At 69.0% G+C, this 17,738-nt stretch carries 17 protein-coding genes; 10 read left to right on the forward strand and 7 right to left on the reverse strand.

Features of this window, described 5'->3' with window-relative positions; all coding sequences use genetic code 11:
- The first annotated feature begins 21 nt into the window (after nucleotides 1-21).
- Together GT355_RS02095 and GT355_RS02100 are read left to right on the forward strand one after the other, a co-directional pair.
- Entirely contained in the window at nucleotides 22-606 is a 585-nt protein-coding gene (locus tag GT355_RS02095) for a DUF2150 family protein (protein ID WP_007692146.1), read from the forward strand.
- Between the two features lie 37 nt (nucleotides 607-643).
- The gene (locus GT355_RS02100) at nucleotides 644-2,185 is read left to right on the forward strand and encodes a Kelch repeat-containing protein (RefSeq protein ID WP_160133072.1); all 1,542 of its coding nucleotides are present in this window, start codon (nucleotides 644-646) and stop codon (nucleotides 2,183-2,185) included.
- 52 nt (nucleotides 2,186-2,237) lie between these two features.
- Here the strand turns inward: GT355_RS02100 and surE are convergent, their stop codons facing one another.
- Entirely contained in the window at nucleotides 2,238-3,029 is a 792-nt protein-coding gene (gene surE, locus GT355_RS02105; protein WP_160133074.1) for a 5'/3'-nucleotidase SurE, read from the reverse strand.
- Between the two features lie 179 nt (nucleotides 3,030-3,208).
- Here surE and GT355_RS02110 point away from each other — a divergent pair, with 179 nt between their 5' ends.
- Genes GT355_RS02110 through GT355_RS02125 form a run of 4 tightly spaced genes read left to right on the forward strand, consistent with a single transcriptional unit; the run spans nucleotide 3,209 to nucleotide 7,004 of the window.
- Nucleotides 3,209-4,243: an NAD(P)/FAD-dependent oxidoreductase gene (locus GT355_RS02110; RefSeq protein ID WP_160133076.1), complete on the forward strand. Its 1,035-nt coding sequence runs from the start codon at nucleotides 3,209-3,211 to the stop codon at nucleotides 4,241-4,243.
- 37 nt (nucleotides 4,244-4,280) lie between these two features.
- Nucleotides 4,281-5,258 (forward strand): flap endonuclease-1, encoded by a 978-nt coding sequence (gene fen / locus GT355_RS02115; RefSeq protein WP_160133078.1) that lies wholly within the window; start codon nucleotides 4,281-4,283, stop codon nucleotides 5,256-5,258.
- 31 nt (nucleotides 5,259-5,289) lie between these two features.
- Entirely contained in the window at nucleotides 5,290-5,532 is a 243-nt protein-coding gene (locus GT355_RS02120) for a BolA family protein (protein ID WP_120069972.1), read from the forward strand.
- Between the two features lie 59 nt (nucleotides 5,533-5,591).
- Nucleotides 5,592-7,004 carry a class II fumarate hydratase gene (locus tag GT355_RS02125; protein ID WP_160133080.1) on the forward strand — a complete coding sequence of 471 codons (1,413 nt, stop codon included), beginning with the start codon at nucleotides 5,592-5,594 and terminating at the stop codon, nucleotides 7,002-7,004.
- Nucleotides 7,005-7,335: 331 nt separating this feature from the next.
- Here GT355_RS02125 and GT355_RS02130 read toward each other — a convergent pair whose 3' ends face one another.
- Nucleotides 7,336-8,199, reverse strand: coding sequence for an SDR family NAD(P)-dependent oxidoreductase (locus GT355_RS02130; RefSeq protein WP_160133082.1), 864 nt, complete (start codon nucleotides 8,197-8,199; stop codon nucleotides 7,336-7,338).
- Nucleotides 8,200-8,275: 76 nt separating this feature from the next.
- On the opposite strand from GT355_RS02130, the gene ahbB reads away from it, so the two are divergent.
- Nucleotides 8,276-9,316, forward strand: coding sequence for a siroheme decarboxylase subunit beta (ahbB, locus tag GT355_RS02135; protein ID WP_160133084.1), 1,041 nt, complete (start codon nucleotides 8,276-8,278; stop codon nucleotides 9,314-9,316).
- A 141-nt stretch (nucleotides 9,317-9,457) separates the two neighbouring features.
- Here ahbB and GT355_RS02140 read toward each other — a convergent pair whose 3' ends face one another.
- Together GT355_RS02140 and GT355_RS02145 are read right to left on the reverse strand one after the other, a co-directional pair.
- Entirely contained in the window at nucleotides 9,458-9,703 is a 246-nt protein-coding gene (locus GT355_RS02140; protein WP_160133086.1) for a hypothetical protein, read from the reverse strand.
- Nucleotides 9,704-9,839: 136 nt separating this feature from the next.
- On the reverse strand, nucleotides 9,840-11,030 hold the full coding sequence (locus GT355_RS02145; RefSeq protein WP_160133088.1) for a threonine synthase: 1,191 nt from the start codon (nucleotides 11,028-11,030) through the stop codon (nucleotides 9,840-9,842).
- 434 nt (nucleotides 11,031-11,464) lie between these two features.
- On the opposite strand from GT355_RS02145, the gene GT355_RS02150 reads away from it, so the two are divergent.
- Nucleotides 11,465-12,718: an NAD(P)/FAD-dependent oxidoreductase gene (locus GT355_RS02150; protein WP_160133090.1), complete on the forward strand. Its 1,254-nt coding sequence runs from the start codon at nucleotides 11,465-11,467 to the stop codon at nucleotides 12,716-12,718.
- A 344-nt stretch (nucleotides 12,719-13,062) separates the two neighbouring features.
- Here GT355_RS02150 and GT355_RS02155 read toward each other — a convergent pair whose 3' ends face one another.
- Nucleotides 13,063-13,695: a nitroreductase family protein gene (locus GT355_RS02155; RefSeq protein ID WP_160133092.1), complete on the reverse strand. Its 633-nt coding sequence runs from the start codon at nucleotides 13,693-13,695 to the stop codon at nucleotides 13,063-13,065.
- A 96-nt stretch (nucleotides 13,696-13,791) separates the two neighbouring features.
- Between GT355_RS02155 and gatE the strand changes: the two genes are divergently transcribed.
- On the forward strand, nucleotides 13,792-15,666 hold the full coding sequence (gene gatE, locus GT355_RS02160) for a Glu-tRNA(Gln) amidotransferase subunit GatE (RefSeq protein ID WP_160133094.1): 1,875 nt from the start codon (nucleotides 13,792-13,794) through the stop codon (nucleotides 15,664-15,666).
- Here gatE and GT355_RS02165 read toward each other — a convergent pair whose 3' ends face one another.
- On the reverse strand, nucleotides 15,667-16,503 hold the full coding sequence (locus GT355_RS02165) for a phosphatase PAP2 family protein (protein ID WP_160133096.1): 837 nt from the start codon (nucleotides 16,501-16,503) through the stop codon (nucleotides 15,667-15,669).
- Between the two features lie 120 nt (nucleotides 16,504-16,623).
- Between GT355_RS02165 and GT355_RS02170 the strand changes: the two genes are divergently transcribed.
- Nucleotides 16,624-17,205 carry a J domain-containing protein gene (locus tag GT355_RS02170; protein ID WP_160133098.1) on the forward strand — a complete coding sequence of 194 codons (582 nt, stop codon included), beginning with the start codon at nucleotides 16,624-16,626 and terminating at the stop codon, nucleotides 17,203-17,205.
- An 18-nt stretch (nucleotides 17,206-17,223) separates the two neighbouring features.
- Here GT355_RS02170 and GT355_RS02175 read toward each other — a convergent pair whose 3' ends face one another.
- Nucleotides 17,224-17,640, reverse strand: a complete 417-nt coding sequence (locus GT355_RS02175; protein WP_160133100.1) for a hypothetical protein — start codon at nucleotides 17,638-17,640, stop codon at nucleotides 17,224-17,226.
- Nucleotides 17,641-17,738: the final 98 nt, after the last annotated feature.

The raw sequence follows: 17,738 nt of genomic DNA on the forward strand, positions 1-17,738 counted from the left end.
CAGCAACGCGTTCGTGGAGGTATGAGCGAACCCCCAGTGGCGTACTACACCGACGAACGCTGGCAGAACTGGCTCGACCGCCTGCGCGAGGCCGAGCTCGACCCCGAGGACGAGGACGCCGCGCGCCTGCTCTGGAACCTCCAGGAGGACGCCGCGATCGCGGTCACGAAGGTCATCGCCGACTACGACGACGGCGAACTCGACGACGAGGCCGCGATCGCCGAGCTCGCCGACATCCGGGAGATCGTGCTCTCGGAGGTCGAGATCGAGGACGAGGAGACGCTCCTGCTGGTCGACGGGGTCCAGACCTCCCTCGTCTGCGTGTTCTACGCCGCCGAACTCTACGTCGCCGAGGGGGTCGACGAGAACCCGATCGACGAACGGCTCAGCGCCGCGAGCGCCGCCGAGGAGCGCGAGGCGTTCGACGACGCGCTCGAACACTGTGCGCAGGCGGGAACCCGGATCATCGACGGCGCGGCGCTCGAACCCGAGACGGTCGAGGAGATCGGCTACGGGCCGGTCGCCGAGTGGCTCAACGGCCTCGGCAGCCTCGAAAGCGCCTTCGCCGACCCCGAGTTCATCGAGGAAGACGAAGAGGCCGCGTAGTCCCCCGAACCCCTCTCGACAACCCCGACGACTCGCCATGAACGACGACCAACCCCCGCAGTGGTCCCGCCGAACCGCCCTCCGAGCCCTCACCATCGGGAGCCTCGCTGCAGCCGCCGGCTGTCAGTTCGGGACCAACGACGACGGCTCCGGGAACGGAACGAACACGACTCGCTCGGCACCGACGGGGACACAGTCCGAGCGCACCGACGCGGGCGGGACGACGGCCGTCCAGGAACAGACCATCATCTCCGGGTCGCCGGCGGCGACGGCCGGCCGACGAGCCGCCACGACCGACGGGCGACCGTCGTCCACCACCGGGTCGGCGACGACCGCTCCGCGAACCGCGTCGTCCACGTCGTCCGCGCCGCGGACCGAAACTTCGTCGACGACCACCGGGACCCCGACCGCGACGGCCACCGAAAGTGCAACGGGGACCGAAACCGCGACGACTGCCGAGACTGCGACGGCTACCGAGACCGCGACCGCCGAACCGACCGCCACCGAGACCGCGACGTCGGCCCCGGAACCCTCTGACGGTTCGTCCGGCGAGTGGCGCGAGCAAGCGCCCCTGCCGGTCGTGGGCAGCGACGCGGGTGGCGGCGTGCTCGACGGCAAACTCCACTTCTTTGGGGGGATCGAGACCGCGGTCGAACTCAACGCGACCGCGCACGCGTTCGTCTACGACCCCGCGGCGGGTTCGGAGGGGGCGTGGGAACGCCTGCCCGACCTCCCACGGGCGCTCTGGGGGCTCTGCGGTGTGGCGACCGACGACGCGGTCTACAGCTTCGGCGGCGCGCCCGACAACAGCCCCTACAGTTCGGGTTCGCCGAGCGACGCTATCTTCCGTTATCGACCGGATGAGGGCTGGACGGATCTCACCGAGTCGGCGGGCGTGCGGTGTCCCTACCCCAACTGGGTGATGGGCGGGCTCTACAACCCCCAGGATGGGCTCATCTACTGCGTGGGCGGCGGCACCGGCGACCACGACGCCGACACCGCCTCCGACCACGGTCTCGACGGCGAGGGGGTCCCCGGCACCTACGACGAGCGCCGTCTCTGGACGTTCGACCCCGAAGTCGAGCGGGTGGCCGACCCCGACCTCGCCCGGATGCCCGAGGCCAAACGCTGGCCGACGGTCGCGCTGTTCGAGGTCGATGGGACCCAGTACCTCCACGCCATCGGCGGTCTCCGCGGAACCACCGGCCCAACGGACTCGAACTTCCGCTACGACATCGCGGCGGGCGAGTGGGAGTCCGCGACCCCGACGCCGATGGCGGGCACCTACGCGACCCACTCGAACCCCGTGATCGACGGTCGGGCGTACCTCACCCACGGGATGTTCTGGCAGGGCGAGTCGACCATCGACCGCTACAAACCCATCGCCCACCGCTACGACCCCGCGAGCGACACGTTCGAGACCGACCTCCCGGAGCCGACCCACCTCCGCGGCGGGGCGGTCTCGGGCGTGATCGACGGGACGCTCTACGTCGTCGGCGGCCACCTCAAGCGCTTCGGCGAGGACGACCTCCACGACTGCGTGGCGCACAACGAGGCCTACACGCCGGCGCGCGAGTGACGTCGGATCGGCACGAAGGGCGAGCCGCCCGCCGTCGTTTCGAGACCTCCTTCTACTCGCGGGCGTCGCCGTAGGTCCCGGCGAGCGAGTCGAGCGCGTCGTGACGGTGGGTGGTGTGCGGCGCGGTCAGCGGCGAGACGCTGACCCGGCCCTCCACGATCGCTCGACGGTCGCTACCCTCCGGGTCGGGGATGTCGCCGTCGGCCATCAGGCCCCAGATCCGGTCCCTGAAGACGATCGCGTCGTCCTCGTGTTCGGCCCCCATCTCGTAGACGTCGGAGGGATGGGTCACGGTCATCGACGGTGGGCTGTCGTCGCATCGCTCGGGGATCGGCGCGTTGACGTTGAGGTAGTCGGCCTCCTCGAAGACCCCGGAATCGAGCGCGCCGTCGACGAGGTGGGCCGTGGCGCGGACGGCCTCCGCGTACTCGCTCTCGCGGGCGGCGTACTCGTGGAAGTCGAGGTCCTGTCCAGGGATGTAGAGCGAGACCGCGATCGCGGGCGTCTCGAAGAAGGTCGCCTCGACGGCGGCGCTGATCGTCCCCGACCGCCCGAGGACGTACTCGCCGAGGTTCGCGCCCTGATTACAGCCCGAGACCACGAGGTCAACGTCCGGACAGAGGGTGCCGAGTCCGCAGACCACGCAGTCGGCGGGGGTGCCCTCGACGGCGTAGCCGAGGTCGTGTTCCGTGACGGTGACCTGCTGGGAGAGGGTTCGGCCGACGGCGCTCTGGTCCTCCGCGGGCGCGACCACCGTGACGTCGGCGATCTCGGTGAGCGCGTCGGCGAGCACCCGGATCCCCGTGCTCTCGATGCCGTCGTCGTTCGTCAGGAGCACGTCCATGGGTCGTCTGCGATGGGGGGTCGCAAAAACACACCGTTAGCGGCCACGCCAACCATCGATAGCCGACTCCCCAACCGTGATGTGGCTCGTGGCCGATGCGGGCGTATGCAACGTTCCCGGGGCCGCGAGGCGGGATTTCGAGCCGTCCCATCGACGGGCACCGACGGTCGGAGGGGTCCATGACCGAGGTCGCGATAGTGGGCGCGGGCGCGGCGGGTGCGGCGGCGGCGTACGCACTCGACGAGGCGGCGACCGTCACGGTCTTCGAGAAGAGTACTGGTGTGTGTGGGCGGGCCGCGACACGCCACGAGGCCGACTGTCACTACGACTACGGCGCGAACTACTTCAAGGACGAGGACCCGGCCGTGACGGAGATCGTCACCGAGGTACTGGATGCCGACGGGCTCGTCGACATCGAGGACCCGGTCTGGACGTTCGATGGAGAGGGAACCATCAGCGAGGGCCGGGACTCGGACGAGCGGAAGTGGGCCTACCGCGAGGGGATCGACCGGCTCGCGGCCCGACTGTTCGACGAAACGGACGCGACCGTCGAGTTCCGAACCAGAATCGAGACCATCGCGCGCGAGGGCGAACACTGGCGACTCACGGACACCGACGACGAGGACCTGGGGACCTTCGACGCCGTCCTCCTCACCCCGCCCGCCCCGCAGACCGCGACCCTCCTTCGCGAGGCCGAGTGGGACGCGAGCCTCCGGACGGAGCTCGCCGAGGCCATCGGGCGGGTTCCCGATCGAACCACCCTCACGGCCGTGTTGCACTACCCCTTCGAGGTCGATCCGCCGTACTACGCGCTGGTGAACACCGAGGGCGAGCACGACATCGGCTGGCTCTCGCGTGAGGAGTGCAAGCCGGGCCACGTCCCGGACGGCGAGTCGTTGCTGATCGTCCAGATGGCCCCCGGTTGGTCGACCGAGCGCTACGCCGAGTCCACCGAACAGATCGCGGACGCGGCGGCCGACGCCACCGCCGACCTGCTCGACGACGACCGGCTCGCGGAGCCCGACTGGGTGGATTCGCAGGGCTGGCGGCTCGCCCAACCGGACGACGGCGTGGACGAGGACGTCCTCGACCGAGCAGCGGACCACGACCTCTTCTTCGCGGGCGACTGGGTGGCCGGCGAGGGACGGGTCCACCTCGCACTTCGGAGCGGGCTCGATACGGGCGAACGGATGGCGGCCCGGTTGGGCGCGTGACGGGGGATTCAAGCGCGGTCTCGTTCTATCGGGCGTAATGGGAAACGCAGACCTCCGCCAGCTCGCCGCCATCGAACCGGTCGGGTTCTCGGAACTCGCCGGCGCGACGGTGGCCATCGACGCCCACAACTGGCTCTATCGCTACCTCACGACCACCGTCAAGTGGACCAGCGACTCGGTCTACACGACCGCTGCGGGCGAGGAGGTCGCGAACCTAATGGGCGTCGTTCAGGGGCTCCCCAAGTTCTTCGAACACGACATCACCCCGGTGTTCGTCTTCGACGGCGGCGTGACGGAGCTCAAGACCGACGAGATCGAACAGCGGCGCGCCGAGCGCGAGCAGGTCGAGGAACGCGCGGCGGAGGCCCGCGAGGCCGGAAACGCCATCGAGGCCGCCCGGCTCGAATCCCGCACCCAGCGCCTCACGGACACGATCCACGAGACCACCCGCGAACTCCTCTCGTTGCTCGACGTGCCAGTGATCGAAGCCCCCGCCGAGGGCGAGGCCCAGGCCGCCCACATGGCCCGCTCCAATACCGTGGACTACGCCGGTAGCGAGGACTACGATACGCTCCTGTTCGGGTCGCCACGAACCCTCCGGAAGCTCACCTCCAGCGGCGACCCCGAGTGCATGGATTTCGAGGCCACGCTCGCCGAGCACGACCTCACGTGGGAGGGCCTCGTGGACGTCGGCATCCTCTGCGGAACCGACTTCAACGAGGGCGTCTCGGGGGTCGGGCCGAAGACCGCCGTCAAGCTGATCCGCGAACACGGCGACCTCTGGGCCGCGCTCGAAGCCGAGGACGAGTACGTCGAGAACGCCGACCTCGTTCGCGAACTCTTCTTGAACCCCGACGTGACCGACGTCGCGTTCGATTCCGACATCTCGCCGGACCTCTCGGCGGCCCGGTCCTACGTCACCGACGAGTGGGAGATCCCCGAGGGCGAGGTCGACCGGGGTTTCGAGCGGATCGAGGAGTCGGTCGTCCAGTCGGGCCTCGACCGCTGGACGTGAGGGTTTTAGGCCCGGCGCGCTCCCGATCCCTATGGACACGTCCGAAGTCGAGCGACTCATCGAGGAGGGTATCGAGGACGCGGAGGCCACCGTTCGGGGCGCGCGTGCGGTCGAGGACGACCACCTCGCGGCGACGGTTGTCTCGCCCGCCTTCGAGGGCGAGACGCTCGTCGCCCAGCATCAGATGGTCTACGACGCGCTCGGCGAGCACATGACCACCGACATCCACGCGCTCGAGATCCAGACCTACACGCCCGAGGAGTACGACGAGTAGGACGAGTCCGAGTCGCCGGTTCCAGTGGGTTTAACCATCCCGCCCGACAGCGGCGAGATATGAGCAACGAGGACTATCGCACCGAATCGGACAGCCTCGGCGAGATGGCGGTCCCGGCCGACGCCTACTGGGGCGCACAGACCCAGCGCGCGGTCGAGAACTTCCCGATCTCCGGGTTCACCTTCAGCCGACGGTTCATCAGCGCGCTCGGCGTCGTGAAGAAGGCCGCCGCGCAGGCCAACGGCGAACTCGGGCTGGTCGAGGCGGAGACCGCCGAGGCGATCGCCGACGCCGCCGACGAGGTCATCGCGGGCGAGCACGACGGCCAGTTCCCGGTCGACGTCTTCCAGACCGGCTCCGGGACCTCGACCAACATGAACGCCAACGAGGTCATCGCGAACCGCGCGAGCGAGATCGTCGGCGACGAGGTCGGATCTCAGGCTGTCCACCCCAACGACGACGTCAACTTCGGCCAGTCCTCGAACGACGTGATCCCCACGGCGATGCACATCGCCACGCTCGAAGCCATCGAACGGGATCTGGTCCCGGCGCTCGAAACCCTCCGGGCCTCGCTCGGCGAGCGCGAGGCGGAGTTCGACACGGTCGTGAAGACGGGTCGAACCCACCTCCAGGACGCCACTCCCGTCCGACTGGGCCAGGAGTTCGGCGGCTACCGCAGCCAGATCGACAAGGGCATCTCGCGGGTGAGCCGCACCACGCGGAACCTCTCGGAGCTCGCGCTCGGCGGGACCGCCGTCGGCACGGGCCTCAACACCCACCCCGACTTCCCCGAACTCGCGGCCGAGTACATCTCGAACGAAACGGGACTCCCCTTCGAGGAGGCCGTCGACCACTTCGAGGCCCAGGCCGCCCACGACGCGATGGCCGAGGCCCACGGCGCGCTCAGGACGGTCTCGGGTTCGCTGAACAAGATCGCGAACGACCTCCGGCTGCTCGCCTCGGGGCCTCGCAACGGCCTCGGCGAGATCGACCAGCCCGAGAACCAACCGGGGTCGTCGATCATGCCCGGCAAGATCAACCCCGTCGTCGCCGAGTCGGTGAACCAGGTCCACGCCCAGGTCGTCGGCAACGATGCCACGGTCTCGACCGGCGCGGCGGGCGGCCAGATCGACTTGAACCTCTACAAACCCGTCATCGCCTACAACACCCTCGAATCCATCTCGCTGCTCGCCAACGCAAGCGAGACGTTCGCGGAGAAGTTCGTCGACAAACTCGACGCCAACCGCGAGCGGTGTGAAACCCAGGTCGAACAGAGCATGGCGCTCGCCACGGCGCTCAACGCCCACATCGGCTACGACGACGCGAGCAAGGTGGCGAAACAGGCGCTCGCCGAGGACAAGACCATCCGCGAGGTCGTCGTCGGCGAGGGCTACCTCGACGAGGACGAGGCCGACGAGGTGCTCGACGCCCACGCGATGACCGAGCGCGGGATCCCCGGTCGCGAGGAGTAAGGGATTAGATGGGTTTCGAACGGCGATCAACAATTTGAGGTCCGGACAGTCGGCGATCAACCGGAATTTGTGACGAGAGCTGGTTCGTCTACGGCGAATCCCGACGCAACTGAGAGACCGCCACCGCTCCGCCCCGCACCGGCCACACACCTCCCCAGCCGACTGCGCTCCTCGCTCCCGTTGGTCGCTGCGGTGCTCATCCCTCGCACAGTGTTCGCGCTGGATGCTCACTTTGTTCCCATCCAGCGCGAGCGCGCGCCAACCGCACCGCACCGCCACAGCATCCGCACCGAACCGCGCCGCCGGACGGAACGGCAGCGGCGCGCTCGATTCAGGGCCAGTCGGGGTCGACGCCGACCATCGCGGCGCTCTGGGTCCAGAGGCGCTCGCGGAGCCGTTCGTCGTTGGCGCGCGGGTCCGGCTCGGTGGGTCGGGTGCCCTCGTAGTAGGCCCCTGAACGGGTCGCGGCGGCGGGCGCGACGGCGGCGTAGACCAGCCCGTCGGCCCCGTCCTCGACCGAGGTACCGACCCTGGGAAGGCGGGCCGCGAGACGGGTGCCGGTCCGAACCCGGAGCGAGGCGTCGCGGTAGAGCCCGCTTCCGGGGACGAATCCGGGGTGTACGGCGCTCGCGGTCACGCCCTTGCCGAGTCGTGCGGCGAGTTCGGTCGTGAAGAGCACGTTCGCGAGCTTCGAGCGGGCGTAGGCGTCGAGCGCGTCGTAGCCCGAATCCAGCCGGAGGTCGTCGAAGTCGATCTCCCCGCGGCGATGCAGGGTCGAGGCGGTCGTGACCACCCGCGCGGGCGCGCTCGCGGCGAGTAGGGGAAGCAAGTCGTGGGTCAGCCGGTACGGCGCGAGGTGGTTGACCGCGAACGAGCGCTCGTGACCGTCGTCGGTGAGCCGGCGCTCGCCCGGCGAGCACGCCGCGTTGTTCACCAGCACGTCGAGCCGGTCGTAGCGATCGCGCACGGCGTCGGCGAGCGCCGCCACGGTCTCGGTTTCGGCGAGGTCCGCCCGGAAGAACGCGCCCTCGCCACCCACCTCTTCGACCTCCTCGACGGTGCGTCGGCCGCGTTCGGCGTCGCGACCCGTCACCGCGACGCGCCAGCCCATGCTCCCGAGTCGACGCGCCACCGCCCGCCCGATACCGCTGGTCGCGCCGGTGACGAGCGCCACCCGTTCCGGATCCGTGTTCATGTCGACGGGGGGTGCGCGCGGCGGATAAGCGCCCGGAACCGATAGACCGTAGTTTCCCCGGACCGTAGACGGCGCAATGAGTTCGCTGGCGGACGACTGGCGGGCCGACCTCGACCCCGTCGACGTCCGACTGATCGACGAGTACCAGAGCGGCTTCCCGGTTCGCGAACGGCCGTTTCGGGCGGTGGGCGCGGAGCTGGGCGTGAGCGAGGACGAGGCGCTCGCCCGCGTCACGCGTCTGCGCGAGGCGGGCATCTTCCGACGGTTCGGCGCGGTGTTGAACCCCCCCGTGATCGGGTCGTCGGCGCTCGCCGCGGTCCAAGCCCCCACCGAACGATTCGACGAAGTGGCGGCGGTCGTCAACGAGTACCGCCAGGTCAACCACAACTACCGTCGCGACCACGACTGGAATCTCTGGTTCGTCGTCACCGCGGGCACGCGCGAGACCCGCGACGCGATCCTCGCCGAGATCGAGGAGCGAACTGGCTGTCCCGTGCTCGCGCTCCCGATGCTCACGGACTTCTACATCGATCTGGAGTTCCCCGTCGTGAACGCCGACCGCTTCGCCCGCGAGTCGGCCGTCGGACAGGATGCGGTCGAGGCGACCCGGATGAGCGAGTCCGCGGCGGGCGACCTCTCGGCACTCGACGCGAAGCTCCTGCTCGCGATTCAGGAGGGGTTCCCGCTGACGACGACGCCCTACCGCGACATCGCGACCGAGATCGACGCGCCGGTCGCGGACGTGCTCTCGGCGATCGAGCGACTCCTCGAAACGGGCTGTCTCAAGCGGGTTGGCTGCGTGGTGAACCACGTCGCGACGGGGTTCGACGCCAACTGCATGGTCGTCTGGGACGTCCCCGACGACGAACTCGATGCCAGGGGAACGGAGGTCGGCGCGCTCCCCGCGGTGACGCTCTGCTATCACCGGCCGCGCCGCCCGGAGCTCGACTGGCCCTACAACCTCTTCACGATGATCCACGGCCGCGACCCCGAGGCCGTGGCCGAACAGATCGACCTGCTCGAACGGGAATACCTCCCCTACGACCACGAACGCCTTCGCTCGACGGCGACCCTGAAACAGACCGGCGCGCGCTACGACGAACTCCTCGGCGCGTAATCCGATTTCTGCCGACAGCTCCTCCCTCGCCGGGAGCCGCGCGAACCGTCGTCGGTCTCGGCCCACACGACTCGCTCATCACGGATTACATCGATCCCTGTCGACGGTGTCGTATCGAAAAACGACCGATTCGGCTCCGCTCTACAGGTTTCGGAGACGAACGTGCTCGTCGCTGACCGTCTCCACGTCGTCATGGCGGAGTTCGTGCGTCTCGTCGTCGTCGCTCCAGCCGAGCGCCAATTTGACCGTGTCGAGGACGCCCGAGTCGCTCCCGCTCGTGTCGACGAGCGCGGTGTCGTCCCGAACGTCGTCGACGGTCCCGACGCGATTGCCGTCGTGGTCGACGACCGAGAGACCGCGGTCGTCGTCGGTGAAGTCCCGTGCCATCGCTATCGATCGTCGACGGCCGTGGGGAACTACGTTGGCCACGCGAGGGCAAGCTACCGAGGGGCACGCGTAGGAACCCCACAGCTTGTCGCGGTCGTGAACGCCGATTTCGGGGGCGTTCTCCAGTTCTACGATTCTACAGTCCCTTGCCCATCAGGTGGCTCCGGAGGATGTCGTCCTCCTTGTTGCCGGTCGCCGTATTCATCAGGACCACCGTGTCGTCCTCACCGAACTCGCCTTCCTCGGCGAGCTTCCACGCGCCGCTCGCCGCCGCCGCACACGTCGCGCCCATCTCCAAGCCCGTGTGCTGGGCCACCGTGATCGCGCTGTCGAGGATCTCGTCGTCCGGCGTGGCGACCGCACCGCCGTCGGACTCGCGGAGCGCATCGAGGATCAGCGGGCTCGCGCCCGGGTCGGGGATCTCGATCCCGCCACAGATCGTGTCGGGGACGTCCCACGTCTCGTGCCGGTCCGACCCGTCCGCCCACGCCTCGACGATGGGGGCACAGCCGCTCGACTGGGCGGCGTACATCGCGGGCAGCTCGTCGATGAGGCCCAACTCGTGGAACTCTTTGGCCCCTTTGTGCATCCCGACGAGCCCGACCCCGCCGCCGGTCGGGTAGACGATGCTATCGGGGACCTCCCAGTCGAGCTGTTCGACGATCTCGTAGAGCATCGTCTTCTTGCCCTCGTGGCGATACGGTGTGCTGAACGAACTCGTCGAGTACCAGTCCTCGTCCGCCATCGCGTCGGTGCAGGCCGCTGCGGCGTCGGTGAATCGCCCTTCAACGACGGTCATATCCCCACCGTGGACGTTGATCATCGCCTTGTTGACGAAGCTCGCGCGCGAGGGGACGAAGACGTGCGAGTCGAGCCCCGTACGGGCGGCGTAGGCTGCGGCCGACTGGCCCGCGTTGCCGGCGGAGGCGAGCGCGACGTCGCTCGCGCCGTGCTGGACCGCCGCCGAGACCGCGAGCGCGTGGCCGCGGTCCTTGAAGCTCCCCGTGGGGTTCCGACCCTCGTCCTTCACGACGACGCGCCCGACGCCGAGCTCGTCGGCGAGTTCGGGACACTCGACCAGCGGGGTGGTGCCCTCGTCCATCGTGACCGCCGCATCCCGAGGGAACGGCAGGAGGTCCTCGTAGCGCCACATGCCGTCGAACGGCCGGGATTCCAGGTCCGCGCGCGAGAGATCGACCACGTCGAGGTCGTAGGTCGGGTTCAGTATCCCGCCGCAGTCGGGACAGCCGTGGGTCGCCGTCGCCGCGTCGAGGTCCTGTCCGCAGTCGGTGCAGACGAGGCCGGTGAACGCCGCCGTGGTTTCCATGCCCGGCCTTCCGCGGCGAACGACTAATCGCTTCCCGTCCCGGCGACGAGGACCCCCAAGAATCCCCATCGACCGCCAGCGGTCGTGGCGCGGTTGCAGTTCGGTACGGTTGTGGTGTGGCTGCGGTACGGTTGCGGTCGGAGCGGTTGGTGCGCGCTCGCGGTCGTGTGCGAACGAAGTGAGCACCGACCGCGAACACTGTGCGAGGGATGAGCACCGGAGCGACCAACGGGAGCGAGGAGCGCAGTCGGCTGGGGAGGCGTGTGGCCGAAGCGGGGCGGAGCGGTGGCGGTCTCTCAGTTGCGTCGGGATTCGCCATAGACGAATCAGTCACCGATGCAACCCAACGCTTCAGTCGCCCGCGTGAACCGAAGCGCGTCACATGAGGCTTCGAGTATGCCAGCGGTTTTGCCCCTCCCACCACGAATTCGTCCATGAACGTCATCGTGGTCAGCGGCGGGCTCGCGGGGTTGGTGGCGGCGCGCCACCTCGCGGCCGGCGGGCTGGACGTCGAACTCATCGAGCGCCACGACACCGCCGGTGGGCGGGTCCGAAGCCGCACCGTGGACGGCTACACCCTCGACCGCGGGTTCCAGGTGTTGTTCACCGCCTATCCCGGGGTGCGACGCGAACTCGACCTCGCATCCCTCGACCTCCGGGCGTTCACCCCCGGCGCGACGCTCGCGCGTCCCGGCTCCACGCGCCCCCTCGCGGATCCTCGGCGCGACCCGCGGTCGCTCCCCGCGACCGTGGCGGCTCCCGACGCGACCCTCGGCGACAAACTCCGCGTCGTCCGACTCTGGCGTGCGCTCGCCGACCGCCGGGAGAGCGAGGCGTTCGCCGGTCCGGACCAGTCAGTCGCCGACTACCTCGACGAGTGGGGCTTCTCGGAGCGGTTCGTCGAGTCGTTCTTCGCGCCCTTCTACGGCGGCATCACGCTCGACCGCGACCTCTCGACCTCGGCGGCGGTGTTCGAGTACACCTTCCGGATGCTCGCGGCGGGCGACATCGCGGTACCCGCGAACGGGATGGGCGCGGTCACGACCCAGCTCGCCGACGGCGCACGGGCCGCTGGTGTGAACCTCTCCCTCGGGACGACCGTCGAATCGGTCGAGGCCACCGACGACGGTGCGCGGGTCGAGCTCGGGACCGAAACCCGCGAGGCCGACGCGGTCGTGGTCGCCACCGACCCGCCGGCGGCTCGCGACCTCACCGGTGTCGAGTCGATTCCCACCGACGCGCGCGGCTGTGTGACCCAGTACCTCTCGTATCCCTCGGACCAGCGGCTCCCCACCGGCGGAAAGCTCCTGCTCAACGCCGCCGGCGACGAACCGAACCACGTCGCTCCGCTCTCGAACGTGGCCCCCGAGTACGCACCCTCGGGTCGGGACCTCCTCAGCGCGACGTTCCTCGGGACGTCCGATGAAAGCGACGACGCCCTCGCGAACCGCGTCCGCCGGGCGCTCGCGTCGTGGTACCCCGACCGTCGCTTCGACCTCTCGCCGGTCGCCACCGATAGGATCGAGTTCGCGCAGTTCGCCCAGCCGCCGGGGTTCTATCGGGGGCTTCCAGCGGCCGACGCGCCCGATGGCCCGGTCTTCCTCGCGGGTGACTACACCGACTGGTCGTCGATCCACGGCGCGATAACGAGCGGGCGGACCGCGGCGCGTACGGTACTCGATCTCTAAGGAGGAGCTGACCTGCTTCGTTTGCTTTGTGCCTTCGAACAGTTGTCTGGATCAGCCACGATACGAGTGCTGCGGCAATACCCGATTCAAACGAGAACCGCCCCGCACCGCCACCGCCCCGCATCAGCCACGAGCCTCCCCAACCGACTGCGCTCCTCGTTCGCGTCGCTCACGGGTCACTTCGTTCCCCGTTCGCAATCGAGGTTCTCCTTTCAGTCGAACCTCGCACCGCTCACTCCGGTGCTCATCCCTCGCACAGTGTCCGCGACCGGCCCTCACTATCGTTCGGACCGGTCGCGAGCGCGCGCCGACCGCTCCGATCGTTCTCGATTCGTTTTCGCGGTTCAGTCCGCATCGGGTGTGAAATCGCCCTCGAAGACGACTTCGTCCAGCGGTTTCCGGTCGTTCGGGTGTTCGTCCGCGTCGTCCGAATCGTCGTGGATACCGACGGCGACCATCACTTCCACGTCGTACTCCTCGTCGAGGTCGAAGCGGTCGGCGGCGGCCTCGTGGTCGAACCCGCCCATCGCGTGGACCGCGAGCCCGCGGCGCGAGCCTTCGAGCGCGAAGTTCTCCCAGGCGGCACCGGCGTCGAAGGAGTGACTCGCGACCGGCGCGCCGTTGTGGTCGAAGGTGGTCTTCGAGAGGATCACCACGAGCGCGCCCGCGTCGGCCGCCCACTCCTGGTTGTGGTCGTTCACGAGCGCCAGGAAGTCGTCCCAGGCCTCGTCGTCGCGGGCGGCGTAGACGAACCGCCAGTGCTGGTTGTTGTACGAGGAGGGGGCCCACCGCGCGGCCTCGAAGAGGGCCATGAGGTCGGCCTCCGCGACCGGTTCGCCGGTCATCGCGCGCGGCGACCACCGGTTGACGAACAGCGGGTCCACGTCGTAGCTCGGGTCGCGGTGTGCCTCGACTTCCGGGCGAAGGTCGTCAACGGTCGACTCGTCGGGTGTCGCCGTGGTTTCGCTTCGCTCCATTGATCGAAGCTGGGTACGTCGTTCCGACGAACAAACCTACCGGATGGTGGACGCGAACCGCGACGGTTTTTGGTCGTCCGCGCCGCAGGGCCCACAATGAGCACGTCGCCGTTCGACTACGACGAGCTGGGTCTCGTCGCCGGCCTCGAGATCCACCAGCAGCTCGACACCGACTCGAAGCTGTTCTGTGGCTGTCCGACCGACCGGCGCGAGCCAGAGGAATCCACCCACACCTTCGAACGTTTCCTCCACCCGACCAGCAGCGAGCTCGGCGAGGTCGACGTCGCGGCGCTCGAAGAGGCCGCCGCCGAACGTGAGTTCGAGTATCTGGGCTTCGATTCGACCTGCCTCGTGGAGGCCGACGAGGAACCGCCCGGCCGGCTCGACGACGAGGCGGTCGAGGTGGTCCTCGAGATCGCCGCCCTGCTCGACATGAATCCTGTAGACCAGGCCCACGTGATGCGGAAGATCGTCGTCGACGGCTCGAACACGTCGGGATTCCAGCGCTCGGCGCTCGTCGCGGGCGACGGCGCGATCAGCACGGACGACGGGCCGGTCTCGATCGTCGACATGGAACTCGAAGAGGAGAGCGCCGCGCGCGTCGAGGAGACCGACTCGGGCGTGCGCTACGCGCTCGATAGGTTGGGGATCCCGCTCGTCGAGATCGGCACGGGGCCCGACATCCGCTCGCCCGAGCAGGCAAAGGAGGCCGCCCAGCGGATCGGGATGCTCCTGCGCTCCACTGGAAAGGTCAAGCGCGGCCTCGGCACCATCCGCCAGGACGTCAACGTCTCGATCGCCGACGGCGCGCGGGTCGAGCTCAAGGGCGTCCAGCGCCTCGACGACATCGACGACATCGTCGAGAACGAGGTCCGCCGCCAGGTCGAACTCGTCGCGGTCCGCGACGAACTCGAAAGTCGAAACGCTGGCGTGAGCGACCCCGTCGACGTCACCGAGGTCTTCGCCGACACCGACAGCGGCGTGGTCGGCGGCGCGCTCTCGGGCGATGGCCGCGCGATGGCGGTCCGACTCGATGGTTTCGACGGGCTCGTCGGTCGCGAGCTCCAGGACGACCGTCGGCTCGGCACCGAGTTCGCCGACCACGCCAAACACCACGGCGTCGGCGGGATCTTCCACACCGACGAGCTCCCGGCCTACGGCGTGACGGGCGAGGAGGTCACAGCGCTCGAAGACGCGGTCGACGCGGGCGAGGAGGACGCCGTGGCGATGGTGGCCGCCGACCCCCGCAGCGCGACCGCGGCCATCGACGCCGTGGCCGACCGGGCGCGAACCGCGCTTTCGGGCGTCCCCGAGGAGACACGCGACGTCACACCCGACGGCACCTCGCGTTACCTCCGACCGCTCCCCGGCGCGGCCCGGATGTACCCCGAGACCGACGTGCCACCCGTCGAACTCGACTTCGAGGGTATCGAGACCCCGGAACTCCTCACCGAGAAGGTCGAGCGCTATCAGTCGGAACTCGACCTCGATCCCGGCCTCGCGCGTCAGGTCGCCTACGGCCGGCGGATGCCGCTGTTCGAGGCGGCCGTCGAGCGCGGTATCGACCCGACGCTCGCGGCGGGCACGGTGGAGAGCACCGCGACCGAACTCCGGCGCGACGGGGTCCCGGTCGACGACGTGAGCGACGAGCGGTTCCTCGATCTGTTCGACCTCTACCGGGAGGGCGAGGTCACGACGGAGGCCATCGACGACCTCCTCGTCGTGCTCGCCGAGAACCCTGAGCGCTCGGCCGCGGCGGCCGCGGAGCAGGAAGGACTCGGGAGCGCCGGTGACGACGAGGTCCGGCAGGCCGTCGTCGAAGTCGTCGAACGGAACGAAGAACAGGTGCGAGAACAGGGGATGGGCGCGTTCTCGGGACTCATGGGCGAGTGCATGGGCGCGCTCGGCGGTCGCGCGGAGGGCGACGAGGTGAGCGAGCTGTTGCGTGAGGAGATCGGGAAACGAAGCTGATCACTCCGTCTCGCGGTCGGGGCTCAACACCTTCGGGCGCAGGCCGAAGAAATCCGGGACGGGAAGTACGCGTTCGGGGTCGACCCGCCGGGAGATGACGTAGGCGACGCCGACGAGCACGAGCGCGAACGCGGCGTCGACGAACCAGTGGATGCCGAGGTAGAACGTCGAGAACACGACGGTCGCGGCGAGTCCGGTGGCGAAGACGGTGTAGCGCCGGCTCGCTTTCCTGGCGTAGAGCACCGCGAGCGCGGCGAGCCCGGTGTGGAGGCTCGGGAGCGCCTTCACCATCGTGTCGGTGGCGAACATCCCCGCGGTGATGACCGGGTCGACCCCGAACGCGAGCGGTCTGACCTCTGCGGGGGCGTAGAGCGACGGGATGCCGACCGGGACGAAGATGAAAAAGGGCACTGCGAGCGAGACGAGCGTGAGGTAGCCGAGGGCGTAGCGTCTGGATTCGTGCTCGTCGTGGGCCTTCACCTTGAAATAAGTGAAGAGCACGATGGTCGGGAGCCCGATGAGGTATATCGCGACGAAGAACGCCGTGAGCGCCGGGTTCGCGATGGTCTGGACGTTCGCGACCAGCGAGCCCTCGACCTCGTAGATGACCCAGGTGAACGTCCCCGGGGCGTGGAACTGGTGGGCGACCTCGTTGACGCCCGCCGTCACGAGCCACGCGACCCCGAGGTACTTCCAGTCGGTGCGCACGAGCTCCTTGGCGAACGCGACCGGCCGGCGGTCGGGGAGGAACACCGCCGCACAGCCGACGAGCGCGAGGATCGACCCGGTGGCGACGAGCAGCGTGTACGCCATCGCCGGTGGAACCGCAGGGACCATTGGGAGACCACTACGACCGATAGCGCACAAAGCCGTTGTGATACGACCCCATACGGAGCTCACAACGGTTCCGGGACCGACCGGCGGGGGGCTTATTAGCCGCCGTCGGCTATCGACCGCGTGTTTCACGAGGTGGTCGGCTCGCAGCCCGAGTGGGTCGTCACCGCCGGCCTCGGCGTCGCGGCGTTCGTCGCGGTCGCCTGCGTGTTCGTCGCCGGCGCGCGGCTGTTCCCCGACCCGCCGAACCGCTCACGCCACGTGAGCGGCGAGGAGAAACGCCGTCGCGAGATCCGCACCTACCTCGGGGCCGTCGACCAGCCGTTCGTCGAGGACCACTCGCTCGACGGCCTACAGGTCGACTTCTACTTCCCCGACCACGACGTCGCGGTGACGTTCGACCCCCGAACGTACTACCGGCTCCAACGAACGCCGACCACCGCCGTGCTCGTCGAACACGAACTCCCCGGATCCCACCTCGGCGCGCGCTTGCCCTTCGACGTCCCCACGCTCGGCGGGCCGGTCGACGACCCCACGACCGCCGCCTTCGCCGTGCTGGGACTCCCGGTCGAGGCCAGCCTCGCGGACGTCAGAGCGGCCTACCGGGAGAAGGTGAAGGAGGCCCACCCCGACCACGGCGGCGACCGCGACGAGTTCCGCCGGGTTCGCGAGGCCTACACCACCGCGAAGGAACACGCCGGCTGAGGTAGTAGCTGCTACGCGTTACTCGAAGACCTCGACCACCGCGTGTTCGAACAGGAGGAAGACGTTGTAGAGACACGTGGTCTGGAAACCGACGAGCACGAACGGGACGGGTTCGGGGAGCCCGACGCGTTCGACGAGCACGACCAGGGCGTAGCTCACGACGAGGTTGCCGCCGGTGGCGAGGATGTGGACCATCGAGGCCGCCGCGACCCCCTGCCCCTCGCGCTCGCGTTCGGTGAGCACGCCGCCGAACGCCACCGCCGTCAGGACGGCGATGGCGGCGAGCGCACCGCCGACGTAGAGGGCGATCTCGAAGGCATCGGGCGTGCCGAACTCGTGGATCAACAGCGCACCTGCCCCCCAGATCGCCAGCGTGTAGCCGTACGCCTTCGACTCGGCGACGAGGTTGTGGGCGAGACGCTGGGACGGCTCCATTCGACACCGTGTTCGCGCGCTCGGTCGAAAAACGACCCGGTCGTCGGTCCCCGACCACCGCCCCGCGTTGGCAACACGAGGATTATACTATCGGGTGG

Origin of the sequence: Halococcus salsus, from assembly GCF_009900715.1 — an archaeon.
Taxonomy (GTDB): Archaea; Halobacteriota; Halobacteria; order Halobacteriales; family Halococcaceae; genus Halococcus; species Halococcus salsus.